Here is a 13,045-nt window from a genome sequence, read left to right on the forward strand (position 1 = left end):
CCGTACCTGCGTACGAGCTCTTCTTTAAATATGGCGGTGAGGGGGGGATTCGAACCCCCGATACGTTGCCGTATACACACTTTCCAGGCGTGCTCCTTCAGCCACTCGGACACCTCACCATATTGTTTCGCTGCTCACCTTGGGTGGGCAACGGGGCGGTACTATAGGGAGTTGCGCTAAAACGGTCAAGCAGTATTTATTCTTTCCTTACCGTTCGCTCAAGCAATGAACACCGCCCCGGTAAAAAACGCTGGGGCGGCGACTTTAACGCTGCGAATCAAGCTGTTCGCTATTCTTCACCACGTCCTGAGCTTTGGCGTTACTCTCAATCAGCCGCTGCCTGGCCGGGAATATTTTCGTATAAACCTCGGCCCATTCGACGGCCCGCGGGCAGTTCCGGCATTGGCATATCGCCAACGATCTGGAACAGGCCGCTCTGGCGATCGATCCGCAGCATGGCGCTGTCGTTCACATCAATCACCCGGGCGAGCCCCGTTAAAATTAGCGGGAGTAGGCATTTCTTGCACCTCTGGCGGATCAGATTTGGCCGAAACGGCCGCTATTAAAATCACGCACCGCTTCCGCGATTTGCGTTTTGCTATTCATGACAAATGGGCCATAGCCGACGATAGGCTCACCCAGCGGTTCTCCGGCCAACAGCAGGACTTTGGCATCAGCGGTTGCGCTGAGGTGCAGCGTTTCACCCTGCTGGCTCAACACCACCAGCTGGCCTTCACGCGCATTTTCAGTACCGTTGACGCTGATTTCACCTTCAAGAACAACCAGCGCGGTGCTCCAGCCGTCAGGCTGACGTAGCGAAACGTCGTGACCCTGCGTCAGCTGCATATCCCAGACGTTCAGCGGCGAAAAGGTCCGCGCCGGGCCGGAAACGTCGGCGTAATGACCGGCGATGACCCGAACCTGGCCTGCGTTATCCGGCAGAACGACGCGCGGAATGACCTCAGCGGTGATGCTCTGATATCCAGGCGCGGTCATTTTGTCTTTGGCCGGCAGATTGACCCACAGCTGAATCATCTTCAGCTCTCCCCCGGTACGGGTAAATTCCGCCGAGTGGAACTCTTCGTGCAGGATCCCGGCGCCCGCCGTCATCCACTGCACATCGCCGGGGCCAATCACGCCGCCTCTGCCGGTCGAGTCGCGATGCTCAACTTCACCAGAATAAACTACGGTTACGGTTTCAAACCCGCGATGCGGATGTTCACCGACGCCGCGTTTGCCGCTCCCCGCCGGGAAGCTATGCGGCCCTGCGTAATCCAGCAGCAGGAAGGGGCTCAGCTGCTCGCCGTGGGTTTGATAAGAAAACAGCGAGCGTACCGGGAAACCGTCACCGACCCAGTGCTGAGATGGCGCGGTATAGACTCCTGTGATCTGTTTCATTGTTCTCTCCTGCGTATTTGTATCGATGTCGATAAGCTTATATGCACGGCTAACCCCTCGGTAGGTAGCAAAAATGACCTATACTGTTCTGAAAATGGAACGATGGGGGAAGGATGCAGGATCTCAACGACTTAGCCTGGTTTGTGCAGGTGGTGGATCATGGCGGATTCGCCGCTGCGGGCAGGGCGCTCGATCAGCCCAAATCGAAACTAAGCCGCCGCATTGCTCAGCTCGAAGAGCGGCTCGGCGTGCGCTTGATACATCGCACCACGCGTCAGTTTGCGGTAACCGAAGTTGGGCAGACGTTTTATCAGCACTGTAAAGCGATGCTGATTGAGGCCGAGGCGGCGCAGCAGGCGGTCGACACGCTTCGTTCTGAGCCGCGCGGCAGCGTTAAGCTGACCTGTCCGGTTACCCTGCTGCATGTGCACATTGGGCCCATGCTGGCGCGGTTTATGCAGCGCTATCCGGGAGTAAACGTGCAGCTGGAGGCAACCAACCGGCGGGTTGATGTGGTCGGTGAAGGGGTTGACGTGGCTATTCGCGTGCGGCCGCGGCCCTTCGACGATAGCGATCTGGTGATGCGGGTGCTGGCCGATCGTGGGCATCGGCTGTTTGCCAGTCCGGCGCTGGTGGAGCGCATGGGGCAGCCGCAGGCGCCGGCTGAACTTAGCGAGTGGCCGGGGCTGAGCCTGGCCGCCGGCAAGCATCAGCATAAATGGCAGCTGGCCGGTCCGCAGGGAGCGCGAGCGGAGGTCTATTTTACGCCGCGAATGGTGACCACCGACATGCTGGCGCTGCGGGAAGCGGCGATCGCCGGCATTGGCATTGTTCAACTGCCGCTATTAATGGTGCGCGATAAGCTGGCGTCAGGTGAGCTGGTGGTGGTACTTGATGAGTGGCAGCCACGTCGGGAAGTGATTCATGCGGTTTTTGCCTCACGCCGCGGGCTATTGCCGTCGGTGCGCGCGCTGGTGGATTTCCTCACCGAAGAGTATCAGCGGATGGAAGAGGATTAGCGCCGGGCGGCATCAGTTCGCCTCTCTTTCTGCGGATGAGGCGGGGAAAATTTACCCGTGGATAGCCTGGATGATAATAAGCAGGCCGGACCGGCGGGAGCTGATGGGGGCAATGGATACGTCCAGATGCAGAGGACGCTCATCTGGCGTTAGCTTCCGGCGGGGTGCGACAGGCGAAAAAAAAAGCCCGTACCTGCGTACGAGCTCTTCTTTAAATATGGCGGTGAGGGGGGGATTCGAACCCCCGATACGTTGCCGTATACACACTTTCCAGGCGTGCTCCTTCAGCCACTCGGACACCTCACCATATTGTCATTCCCGTTGCTGCCGGGAACGGGCGCTAATTTAGGGAAATACCTATCTCCCGTCAATCAACTTTTTTAAAAAAACGCGCGTTTAGCCAAACTTCGCGCAACTTGCTGGCGAAGTGCGCGACAATCGTTTTTTTTGTCACCACTCTCTTTTTGCCCGCCAGCCAGGCGAAATTTGCTATGCTGGCAAATCGATAGAAAACAACAAGTAAAATACGGCGCTAACGCAAACCTGCTTAAGACATTAGCTATCAGGAGTCACAATGGAGATTATCTTTTACCACCCGACGTTTGATATCCCGTACTGGATTGCCGAGCTGGAAAAACAGCTGCCAGGTTCGCGCGTACGGGAGTGGAAGCCTGGCGACGATCGGCCCGCAGACTATGCACTGGTCTGGCATCCGCCGGTGGAAATGCTCCAGGGCCGCGACTTAAAAGCCGTCTTTGCCCTCGGGGCAGGGGTGGACTCGATCCTCAGTAAGCTGCGCGAACATCCGGAGATGCTGCCGCTATCGATTCCGCTGTTCCGCCTCGAAGATACCGGTATGGGGCTGCAGATGCAGGAGTATGCGGTCAGCCAGGTGCTGCACTGGTTCCGCCGGTTTGACGATTATCAGGCTCTGAAACAGCAGGCGCGCTGGCAGCCGCTGGATGAATACCGGCGCGAAGATTTTACTATCGGCATTATGGGAGCAGGCGTGCTCGGCGCGAAGGTTGCGGAAGGGCTGCAGGCATGGGGCTTCCCGCTGCGCAGCTGGAGCCGCAGCCGCAAGGAGTGGCCGCAGGTGCAAAGCTTTGCCGGGGCTGAGGAGCTGAATGAATTCCTGCGCGGAACGCGGGTGCTGATCAACCTGCTGCCCAACACGGCGGAAACCGTCGGCATTATTAATCAGCAGCGACTGGCGCAGCTTCCGGATGGCAGCTATGTTCTCAATCTGGCGCGCGGCGTCCATGTCGTTGAGGACGATCTGCTGGCGGCGCTGGAAAGCGGTAAACTTAAAGGCGCCATGCTGGATGTCTTCAGCCGCGAGCCGCTCCCGGCGGCAAGCCCGCTGTGGGCGCATCCGCGAGTGGCAATGACGCCGCATATCGCCGCGGTGACGCGGCCGCAGGAAGCGATTACCTATATAGCCGGTACGATTAGCCAGCTGGAGCGAGGGGAAACGGTCGCCGGGCAGGTCGATCGCCAGCGCGGTTACTAAAAGAGGACCCCCGCTGCGGCGGGGTTTTTGCTAATCATACGTCCTGATTCCTGCTATTCTTGCCACAAACAGAGAAGGAGATTGTGATGTATCCTGTTGACCTGCACATGCATACCGTCGCCAGTACCCACGCCTACAGCACCCTGCACGATTATATTGCCGAAGCAAAGCGCAAGGGGATCAAACTCTTTGCGATCACTGACCATGGCCCGGATATGGCCGATGCGCCGCACTACTGGCACTTTGTCAATATGCGCATCTGGCCGCGGCTGGTGGATGGCGTTGGCATTCTGCGCGGTATTGAGGCGAACATTAAAAACACCGCAGGGGAGATTGACTGCAGCGGACCGATGCTAACCTCCCTGGACCTGATAATCGCCGGCTTCCATGAGCCTGTATTCCCGCCGCAGAATAAAGCAACCCATACCGAGGCGATGATCGCCGCGATGGCGAGCGGCGCGGTGCACATTATCAGCCACCCGGGCAACCCTAAATTCCCGGTTGATATCCCGGCTATCGCCGAAGCGGCGGCAAAATACCAGGTGGCGTTGGAAATCAACAACTCCTCTTTTATCTCTTCACGCGTAGGCAGTGAAGATAACTGCCGGGCCATTGCCGCCGCGGTGCGCGATGCCGGAGGCTGGGTGGCTCTCGGCTCTGATTCGCACACAGCCTTTACGCTTGGCGAATTCAGAGAGTGTCGCAAGATCCTCGATGAGGTGAATTTCCCCGAGGAGAGGATCCTTAACGTTTCTCCGCGCCGGCTGCTGAACTTCCTTGAATCCCGTGGGATGCCGGCGATTGCTGAATTTGCCGATCTTTAATTTGTATAACTGGAATAACTGAATGAACGAGTTTTCAATCCTCTGCCGCGTGCTGGGCTCCCTGTACTATCGTCAGCCGCAGGACCCGCTGCTGGTGCCGCTGTTTTCCCTTATTCGTGAAGGCAAGCTAGCGGCAAGCTGGCCGCTGGAGCAGGATGAGCAGCTGGAGCGCCTGCAAAAGAGCTGCGATGTGCAGCCGCTGGCCGCTGATTACAACGCGCTGTTTGTCGGCGAAGAGTGCGGCGTCCCGCCATATCGTAGCGCATGGGTTGAAGGCGCTACGGAAGCCGAAGTTCGCGGTTTTCTGAGCGAGCACGGGATCCCAACCGGAGAGGGGCGAGCCGATCATATTGGTTCCCTGCTGCTGGCTGCTTCGTGGCTTGAGGATCATGCGACGGAAGATGAAAGCGAAACGCTGGAAACGCTGTTTGCCGACTATATTCTGCCGTGGTGCGGGATCTTCCTCGGCAAGGTCGAAGCCCATGCGGTGACGCCTTTCTGGCGGACAATGGCGCCGCTGACGCGCGAGGCGCTCTCTGCCATGTGGGATGAGCTGCAGGAAGAGAACGAAGAGTAAGTGTGATTTAAGTCACATTATTGTTGCAACAGAAAGAGCGCCATTTTATATAGTGTGCTCGAAATCACGTTTGAAGGGCGCGTATCTGCTATGATACGCGCCATGAACATACTTCTCGCAATTGCAATAACGACGGGCATTCTCTCCGGGATCTGGGGATGGGTGGCGGTCGCGTTCGGCCTGCTGAGCTGGGCTGGCTTTCTCGGCTGCACGGCCTATTTTGCCTGCCCGCAGGGCGGCCTGAAAGGGCTGCTGATCTCGGGCTGTACGGTGATGAGCGGCGTGATATGGGCGCAGGTGATCGTTTACGGCAGCGCCCTGGCGCCGCATCTGGAAATCCTCGGCTATATGATGACCGGCATTGTGGCGTTTTTGATGTGCATTCAGGCGCGTCAGCTGCTGCTTTCCTTCGTTCCTGGCACCTTTATCGGCGCCTGCGCCACGTTTGCCGGCAGCGGCGACTGGCGGCTAATTGTGCCTTCTCTGGCGCTGGGGCTGGTTTTTGGCTACGCGATGAAAAACAGCGGACTCTGGCTGGCGGCGCGCGCGGAAAAGAGTAAATCGTTGGCCCACGAAAGGCCCGACGAAGCCTGAGCGACATTATCCCGTAGTGATAAACAGGACCTCAGGTCCTGTTTTGCTTTTCTACAAATCATCCTTTTCCTGCTTCTGCGGCGATCCTTTGCTCCACGGCGGGCGTCATAATCGCCCGGGCCACCATTTTAGCCGTTGGATAAGCGGCCTTCCCCAGACGAAAAAACGAACGGATTGCCGATCGGGATCCCGCAAAAGGGAGCCTGGATGTTGAAAACGGCGAATCAGTACAATTAAAGTATATTAATCCGCAACATACCCTTGCTATTCTGGCAACCGAATATCGGTCATTGCCGGGCCTCAGGCTTCCGTCCGCGGGGCCGTCATGCGATATTACCGCTAAGCTTTACTTAAGACGTTTGCCGACAGGAGGCGAAATGGCTGTTAAACCTGAGGTTATTCTCGGAGACATCACGACGCTGGCAGTCGATGTTATCGTCAACGCTGCTAACCCTTCGCTGCTTGGCGGCGGTGGAGTTGATGGCGCTATTCATCGGGCCGCCGGGCCGGAGCTTCTGGCGGCGTGCAAAATAGTGCGGCAGCAGCAGGGCGAGTGCGCTCCGGGCCATGCGGTGATCACCATCGCCGGCCAGCTCCCGGCCAGCGCGGTAATTCACGCCGTTGGGCCGGTCTGGCACGGTGGCGATCGACAGGAAGCGGAACTGCTGGCCGATGCCTATAAAAACAGCCTGCAGCTGGCGGCGGCGAATAGCTACCGCACGATTGCCTTCCCGGCAATCAGCACCGGCGTGTACGGCTACCCTAAACAGGCTGCGGCGGAGATCGCCGTACGGACGGTGAATGCCTTTCTCACGCGCTACAATCCGCTGGAACGCGTCTGCTTTGTCTGTTTTGATGCCGAAACGGCTGAAATTTATAACCGCTTGCTGCAGGCACAATAGGCGCTGCGCAACGCCGCCGCCGCCGGGAAGCGATAGTTGTCCGCAGGCGTCGGCGATTATCAATTAAGGAGATCTGTTGGTGGCTGAGGGAAAGGTAGCGCAAAAGCAGCTCGTTCGTCGGGCGGAGATTGTTTCTGCCGCACAAACATGTTTTGCCGCAAAAGGGCTGCACGGCGCATCCGTTGCCGATATTGCCCGCGAGGCCGGGCTTAGCGTAGGGCAGCTGTATCGCATCTTTGCAAGCAAAGAGGAGATTATTGAAGCGATAGTCAGCGAAATTGTCCACGCCAGGGTGGGGGAGATGATTCGCGGAAATCACGACCTGGAGCGGATGGCATCGCTGCTGGCTGGCGTCATACCGCCGCCGGCCGCAACAATAAGCGATAATTATCTGCTGATGGAGATTAACGCTGAAGCCTCAAGAAATCCGCGCCTGCGTGAAATTTTACAGCAGGCCGACCGGCGTTTAAAAGAGGAGGGCGGGCGGCTCACCCGTCACTCTCATCCCGAGATGTCGGCGGAGCAGATCGACGCCGCCAGCGAGCTGATCGCCGTCTTAACGGAAGGCGCGGCGTATCGTCGCGAGCTGACCAGCGCATCGGAGGTGGATAAGCCGGCGATGGCCGCGCTCTATCGCGACGTGTTCCGGCTTTTGTTTGCCAAAGAATAATCTTCGCCGGCCGACGCAGCCCCGATGAGGCTATCCGTTGGCCGAAACCTGCGGTTTTACCGTCTTAGCCTGGAATTTTCCCGAAAAGAGGAAGCGCAGCAGCGGGATGCGCAGGTGAATTTCGTAGAGGATCAGCGCAATCCCCACCACAAAAATCAGACCGGCAATAAACCCTAAGGTGTTCGATTTGATGGCCGGAGCAACCCAGGCTCCGTACAGCAGGGTCAGCGGGTGGTGCACCAAATAAATAAACAGGGATGCATTGACAAAATAGGTCACCCGCGCCGACTGGAAGTTCAGCAAGCGGTGTCCAAGGGAAAACACCACGTTAACCATCCACAGGCCGAGCACCATGGTAATGACGTACTCGGTTTCAAACATCCACGCGTCCCCGGAACCGTACTGCTGGTTCAGGCGGTAGGCGATAAAGCCCAGCAGCGCCCCGACGAAGCACCACGGAGACGGCTGCGTAAACAGTGCTTTCAGGCGCGGGTTGATAAAGGTCTGCGCCCCGAGAATGAAGAACGGCAGATAGAACAGCGTCTGCATGACGATAAAATTAAACAGGCCGTTGCTGAGAATCGGCGGGTAGAGAATAAACAGCGAGCGGCGAATCAGCGCGTAGAGCACGCCGAGCGCGAGAAAAATCATCGATAGCTGAGCCAATGTGACGGTGTCACCAAAGGTCTGGCCGCTTCCCGCGCGGCGTCCGGTGAGCCATTTGAACAGCACGACGCCGAGGGTGGTCAGCACCACCAGCACCAGTAAAAACCACAGATGCGAGATCAGCTCCCAGACGAGGGTATTGAATTTGTCGTACCCCGAAAGCGCGTGCCAGCTATCGGCTTTACCGTTGACGTACTGCAGCATAATAAACTGCGGCAGGGTCAGCAGAGGAATGGCGGTTAACATGGGGATGCCTACGCGCTCAACCCGCACCTTCCACCATTTTTTGAGCGGATAGCGGAGAAAGAGCATGTAGGAAAAATAGCCGGAAATGACGAAGAAAACCTGCATGCGAAAAGCATGAATAAAATCGTTAAACAGCGTCAGCCACCAGGAGGGTTCGGCGCTATTAACATGCCAGCTGTGGCTGGAATAGATAAGCGATATGTGAAAAGGTATCCCCAGCAGCATTAACCACGCGCGGATGCTATCGAAGAAATATTCACGTTCTACTGGCGCATTATTCATACAGTTTCACTACATTCTCAGACAATTCGTCTTATCACTCAAGGTGATAACGTTTAAATTCTCAGCAACCCTACATCAACTCTGGATATCTGTCTCCAGGATAAGCACGCAAAGTGCAAAAGTGACAGAGAACTGTCCATTACCTGTACTGCTAAGCTGAACAATGCAGGGATTATGTTGTCGGATTGCCTGAATTTCCATTAAAATAGATCGGATCGATTTAAGCACACAAAGGGGGAAGTGCTTACTTATATGAAACATAAACCACAGATGATGAAAATGCGCTGGTTAAGCGCAGCCGTAATGTTGTCCCTGTGTACTTCATCTGCATGGGCGTTTAGCATTGATGACGTTGCAAAAGAGGCAAAATCGTTAGCCGGGAAGGGCTATGAAGCGCCGAAGAGCAACCTGCCCTCCGTTTTCCGCGACATGAAATATGCGGACTACCAGCAAATCCAGTTCAACCACGATAAAGCATACTGGAATAACCAGAAGACCCCGTTCAAACTTGAATTTTATCATCAGGGCATGTACTTCGACACGCCGGTCACCATTAATGAAGTGACGGCAAGCAGCGTGCATAAGATTAAATATAACCCGGACTATTTCAATTTTGGCAGCGTCCAGCATGACAAAGACACGGTAAAAGACCTTGGCTTTGCCGGGTTTAAAGTGCTGTACCCGATCAACAGCAAAGATAAGAATGACGAAATTGTCAGCATGCTCGGAGCCAGCTATTTCCGCGTACTGGGCCAGGGCCAGGTTTACGGGCTCTCCGCTCGCGGGCTTGCAATCGATACTGCGCTGCCTTCAGGCGAAGAGTTCCCGCGTTTTCGCGAGTTCTGGATCGAGCGTCCAAAAGCTACCGACAAGCGTCTGACAATTTATGCTCTGCTCGACTCCCCGCGCGCAACCGGAGCGTATCGTTTTGTCATTATGCCGGGTCGCGATACCGTGGTTGACGTGCAGTCGAAGGTGTACCTGCGTGACAAGGTCGGCAAGCTAGGCGTTGCGCCGTTGACCAGCATGTTCCTGTTCGGGCCAAATCAGCCGTCTCCGGCGACAAACTACCGTCCGGCGCTGCACGACTCTAACGGTCTGTCTATTCTTGCCGGCAACGGCGAGTGGATCTGGCGTCCGCTGAACAATCCGAAGCATCTGGCCGTCAGCAGCTACGCGATGGAAAATCCGCAAGGGTTTGGTTTGCTGCAGCGCGGGCGTCAGTTCTCTCGCTTTGAAGACCTCGACGACCGCTACGATCTGCGTCCGAGCGCATGGATCACGCCGAAAGGCGACTGGGGTAAAGGTAAAATCGAACTGGTTGAAATTCCAACCAACGATGAAACTAACGATAACATCGTGACCTACTGGACGCCGGATCAGCTGCCGGAGCCGGGTAAAGAGATGAACTTCAAATACTCTATTACCTTTAGCCGCGATGAAGACAAGCTGCACGCGCCGGATAACGCCTACGTTATGCAAACCCGTCGTTCCACCGGCGATGTGAAGCAGTCAAACCTGATTCGTCAGCCGGACGGCACCATCGCGTTCATCGTTGATTTCACCGGTCCTGAGATGAAAAAAATGCCGTCAGATACGCCGGTAACGGCGCAGGCGAGCATTGGCGATAACGCGGAAATCGTTGAGAACGCGGTGCGTTATAACCCGATCACCAAGGGCTGGCGTATGATTCTGCGCGTGAAGGTGAAAGATCCGAAGAAAACTACGGAAATGCGCGCTGCGCTGGTCAATGCCGACCAGACGCTGAGTGAAACCTGGAGCTATCAGCTGCCTGCTAATGAATAACATAACCAAGTACATTGACGCCTTGCCGCTGTCGGGGGCAGAGAAATCTGCGCTTCCTGATAGCAGCCTGAAGGCGGTACATGAAGCGCTGGACGCCGATCGTCACGATTTTCCCCGCGAAGACGATTCCCCTCTGGGGTCGGTGAAATCGCGGCTGGAGCACAGCTGGCCAGACGCGCTGGCGGGCGATCAGCTCATCAAAGATGATGAAGGGCGCACCCAGCTGCACGCCATGCCGAAGGCGAAACGCTCCTCTATGTTCCCGGATCCGTGGCGGACCAACCCGGTCGGTCGCTTCTGGGATCGGCTCCGTGGACGCGATGTCACCCCGCGCTATCTTTCTCGTCTGACCAAAGAAGAGCAGGAAAGCGAGCAGAAATGGCGCACCGCCGGTACCATTCGTCGCTACATTCTGCTGCTGCTGACGCTGGCGCAGACGGTCGTCGCGACCTGGTACATGAAAACCATTCTGCCATATCAGGGCTGGGCGTTAATCAACCCCGCCGACATGGTAGGGCAGAATCTGTGGGTTTCATTTATGCAGCTGCTGCCGTATATGCTGCAAACCGGTATTCTGATCCTCTTTGCGGTCCTCTTCTGCTGGGTATCAGCGGGATTCTGGACGGCGCTGATGGGCTTCCTGCAGCTGCTGATGGGGCGCGATAAGTACAGTATTTCCGCCTCCACCGTCGGCGATGAGCCGCTGAATCCAGAGCATCGGACGGCGCTGATCATGCCTATCTGCAACGAAGACGTCGATCGCGTTTTCGCCGGTCTGCGCGCCACCTGGGAATCGGTGAAAGCGACGGGCCAGCAGCAGCACTTCGACGTTTACATCCTGAGCGACAGCTACAATCCGGATATTTGCGTAGCGGAGCAAAAGGCGTGGATGGAGCTGATTGCTGAAGTCCAGGGTGAGGGGCAGATTTTCTATCGCCGTCGTCGTCGTCGCGTGAAGCGTAAAAGCGGTAACATCGATGACTTCTGCCGCCGCTGGGGCAGCCAGTACAGCTACATGGTGGTGCTGGACGCCGACTCGGTGATGTCCGGAGAATGTCTGACCGGGCTGGTGCGTCTGATGGAGGCTAACCCGAACGCCGGGATTATCCAGTCGTCGCCGCGTGCCTCCGGGATGGACACCCTCTACGCCCGCTGTCAGCAGTTCGCGACCCGCGTATACGGCCCGCTGTTTACCGCCGGTCTGCACTTCTGGCAGCTTGGCGAGTCGCACTACTGGGGTCATAACGCAATTATCCGCGTCAAACCGTTCATTGAGCACTGCGCGCTGGCGCCGCTGCCGGGTGAAGGCTCCTTCGCCGGATCGATTCTGTCGCACGACTTCGTGGAAGCCGCGCTGATGCGTCGTGCCGGCTGGGGCGTGTGGATTGCCTATGACCTGCCGGGCTCCTATGAGGAGCTGCCGCCGAACCTGCTGGATGAACTGAAGCGTGACCGTCGCTGGTGCCACGGTAACCTGATGAACTTCCGCCTGTTCCTGGTTAAAGGCATGCACCCGGTACACCGGGCGGTGTTCCTGACCGGCGTCATGTCCTATCTCTCCGCGCCGCTGTGGTTTATGTTCCTCGCCCTGTCGACCGCTCTGCAGGTGGTGCACGCGCTCACCGAGCCGCAGTACTTCCTGCAGCCGCGCCAGCTGTTCCCGGTCTGGCCGCAGTGGCGTCCGGAGCTGGCGATCGCCCTGTTTGCCTCAACGATGGTGCTGCTGTTCCTGCCGAAACTGCTGAGCATTATTCTGGTGTGGTGCAAAGGGTCGAAGGAGTACGGCGGGTTTATCCGCGTGACGCTCTCTCTGCTGCTGGAGGTGCTGTTCTCCGTGCTGCTGGCGCCGGTGCGTATGCTGTTCCACACCGTGTTTGTGGTCAGCGCCTTCCTCGGCTGGGAAGTGGTCTGGAACTCGCCGCAGCGTGATGACGACTCGACCCCGTGGGGCGAAGCGTTTATGCGCCACGGTTCACAGCTGCTGCTGGGCCTGGTTTGGGCCGTCGGAATGGCGTGGCTGGATCTGCGCTTCTTGTTCTGGCTGGCGCCAATCGTATTCTCGCTGATCCTGTCGCCGTTCGTGTCGGTGATTTCCAGCCGGGCGACCGTTGGTCTGCGTACCAAGCGCTGGAAACTGTTCCTGATCCCGGAAGAGTATTCCCCGCCGCAGGTGCTGAAGGATACCGATGCTTATCTGACCCTGAACCGTCAGCGTTCGCTGGATGATGGCTTTATGCACGCCGTGTTTAACCCATCGTTTAACGCGCTGGCGACGGCAATGGCTACCGCTCGTCACCGTCACGGTCGGATCCTCGATATCGCCCGCGAACGTCACGTTGAGCAGGCGTTGAACGAGACGCCGGACAAACTTAACCGCGACCGCCGTCTGGTGCTGTTAAGCGATCCGGTGACGATGTCGCGCCTGCACTATCGGGTATGGGCCGCGCCGGAGAAATACTCTTCGTGGGTGGATGCCTATGGTCAGCTAACGCTGAATCCGCTGGCATTAAAAACGAAGTAAGCCGCGCGTTAATAAAAATACCGGCAA

The 13,045-nt window shown here is 57.1% G+C and carries 11 protein-coding genes, 2 tRNA genes and 2 pseudogenes; 9 read left to right on the forward strand and 6 right to left on the reverse strand.

Annotated features, from left to right (window positions below; all coding sequences use genetic code 11):
• Window positions 1-31: 31 nt before the first annotated feature.
• From GO007_RS04920 to GO007_RS04930, 4 genes and pseudogenes are all read right to left on the reverse strand, one after another.
• A tRNA-Ser gene (locus tag GO007_RS04920) sits at window positions 32-119 on the reverse strand.
• 145 nt (window positions 120-264) lie between these two features.
• A pseudogene (locus GO007_RS29485) lies at window positions 265-384 on the reverse strand (hydrolase); the annotation flags it as partial.
• Between the two features lies 1 nt (window position 385).
• Window positions 386-518, reverse strand: a pseudogene (locus tag GO007_RS29490) (hydrolase); the annotation flags it as partial.
• Between the two features lie 19 nt (window positions 519-537).
• Window positions 538-1,398, reverse strand: a complete 861-nt coding sequence (locus GO007_RS04930; protein ID WP_095096302.1) for a pirin family protein — start codon at window positions 1,396-1,398, stop codon at window positions 538-540.
• 113 nt (window positions 1,399-1,511) lie between these two features.
• Here GO007_RS04930 and GO007_RS04935 point away from each other — a divergent pair, with 113 nt between their 5' ends.
• Window positions 1,512-2,417 carry a LysR family transcriptional regulator gene (locus tag GO007_RS04935; protein ID WP_095096305.1) on the forward strand — a complete coding sequence of 302 codons (906 nt, stop codon included), beginning with the start codon at window positions 1,512-1,514 and terminating at the stop codon, window positions 2,415-2,417.
• 218 nt (window positions 2,418-2,635) lie between these two features.
• Here the strand turns inward: GO007_RS04935 and GO007_RS04940 are convergent.
• Window positions 2,636-2,723, reverse strand: a tRNA-Ser gene (locus GO007_RS04940).
• Between the two features lie 268 nt (window positions 2,724-2,991).
• On the opposite strand from GO007_RS04940, the gene ghrA reads away from it, so the two are divergent.
• The 6 genes from ghrA (at window position 2,992) to GO007_RS04970 (ending at window position 7,497) form a co-directional block, all read left to right on the forward strand.
• Window positions 2,992-3,930, forward strand: coding sequence for a glyoxylate/hydroxypyruvate reductase GhrA (gene ghrA / locus GO007_RS04945; RefSeq protein ID WP_095096308.1), 939 nt, complete (start codon window positions 2,992-2,994; stop codon window positions 3,928-3,930).
• Between the two features lie 86 nt (window positions 3,931-4,016).
• Window positions 4,017-4,754: a phosphatase gene (locus tag GO007_RS04950; RefSeq protein ID WP_157349075.1), complete on the forward strand. Its 738-nt coding sequence runs from the start codon at window positions 4,017-4,019 to the stop codon at window positions 4,752-4,754.
• A 22-nt stretch (window positions 4,755-4,776) separates the two neighbouring features.
• Complete coding sequence (locus GO007_RS04955; protein WP_095096318.1) at window positions 4,777-5,331, forward strand: TorD/DmsD family molecular chaperone; 555 nt, start codon at window positions 4,777-4,779, stop codon at window positions 5,329-5,331.
• A 102-nt stretch (window positions 5,332-5,433) separates the two neighbouring features.
• Window positions 5,434-5,925 (forward strand): DUF1097 domain-containing protein, encoded by a 492-nt coding sequence (locus GO007_RS04960; RefSeq protein WP_095098050.1) that lies wholly within the window; start codon window positions 5,434-5,436, stop codon window positions 5,923-5,925.
• A gap of 377 nt (window positions 5,926-6,302) precedes the next feature.
• Complete coding sequence (gene ymdB, locus GO007_RS04965; protein ID WP_095096322.1) at window positions 6,303-6,827, forward strand: O-acetyl-ADP-ribose deacetylase; 525 nt, start codon at window positions 6,303-6,305, stop codon at window positions 6,825-6,827.
• A 79-nt stretch (window positions 6,828-6,906) separates the two neighbouring features.
• The gene (locus GO007_RS04970) at window positions 6,907-7,497 is read left to right on the forward strand and encodes a TetR/AcrR family transcriptional regulator (RefSeq protein ID WP_095098053.1); all 591 of its coding nucleotides are present in this window, start codon (window positions 6,907-6,909) and stop codon (window positions 7,495-7,497) included.
• Window positions 7,498-7,527: 30 nt separating this feature from the next.
• On the opposite strand, the gene mdoC is transcribed toward GO007_RS04970, so the two are convergent.
• On the reverse strand, window positions 7,528-8,691 hold the full coding sequence (gene mdoC, locus GO007_RS04975) for a glucans biosynthesis protein MdoC (RefSeq protein WP_095096324.1): 1,164 nt from the start codon (window positions 8,689-8,691) through the stop codon (window positions 7,528-7,530).
• A 252-nt stretch (window positions 8,692-8,943) separates the two neighbouring features.
• Between mdoC and mdoG the strand changes: the two genes are divergently transcribed.
• Both mdoG and mdoH read left to right on the forward strand, forming a co-directional pair.
• The gene (mdoG, locus tag GO007_RS04980) at window positions 8,944-10,497 is read left to right on the forward strand and encodes a glucans biosynthesis protein MdoG (protein WP_095096327.1); all 1,554 of its coding nucleotides are present in this window, start codon (window positions 8,944-8,946) and stop codon (window positions 10,495-10,497) included.
• Window positions 10,490-13,018: a glucans biosynthesis glucosyltransferase MdoH gene (gene mdoH / locus GO007_RS04985; RefSeq protein ID WP_095096330.1), complete on the forward strand. Its 2,529-nt coding sequence runs from the start codon at window positions 10,490-10,492 to the stop codon at window positions 13,016-13,018. Before mdoG ends, mdoH begins: the two co-directional genes overlap by 8 nt.
• Window positions 13,019-13,045: the final 27 nt, after the last annotated feature.

The sequence above is a fragment of the Klebsiella sp. 10-1 genome, assembly GCF_009758445.1.
Classification (GTDB): domain Bacteria; phylum Pseudomonadota; class Gammaproteobacteria; order Enterobacterales; family Enterobacteriaceae; genus Klebsiella; species Klebsiella scottii.

Excerpts from the sequence above, each read along its gene's own strand:
- GO007_RS04930 (WP_095096302.1), bottom strand. The coding sequence starts at position 1,398 with ATGAAACAGATCACAGGAGTCTATACCGCGCCATCTCAGCACTGGGTC.
- GO007_RS04935 (WP_095096305.1), top strand. The coding sequence starts at position 1,512 with ATGCAGGATCTCAACGACTTAGCCTGGTTTGTGCAGGTGGTGGATCAT.
- ghrA (WP_095096308.1), top strand. The coding sequence starts at position 2,992 with ATGGAGATTATCTTTTACCACCCGACGTTTGATATCCCGTACTGGATT.
- GO007_RS04950 (WP_157349075.1), top strand. The coding sequence starts at position 4,017 with ATGTATCCTGTTGACCTGCACATGCATACCGTCGCCAGTACCCACGCC.
- GO007_RS04955 (WP_095096318.1), top strand. The coding sequence starts at position 4,777 with ATGAACGAGTTTTCAATCCTCTGCCGCGTGCTGGGCTCCCTGTACTAT.
- GO007_RS04960 (WP_095098050.1), top strand. The coding sequence starts at position 5,434 with ATGAACATACTTCTCGCAATTGCAATAACGACGGGCATTCTCTCCGGG.
- ymdB (WP_095096322.1), top strand. The coding sequence starts at position 6,303 with ATGGCTGTTAAACCTGAGGTTATTCTCGGAGACATCACGACGCTGGCA.
- mdoC (WP_095096324.1), bottom strand. The coding sequence starts at position 8,691 with ATGAATAATGCGCCAGTAGAACGTGAATATTTCTTCGATAGCATCCGC.
- mdoG (WP_095096327.1), top strand. The coding sequence starts at position 8,944 with ATGAAACATAAACCACAGATGATGAAAATGCGCTGGTTAAGCGCAGCC.
- mdoH (WP_095096330.1), top strand. The coding sequence starts at position 10,490 with ATGAATAACATAACCAAGTACATTGACGCCTTGCCGCTGTCGGGGGCA.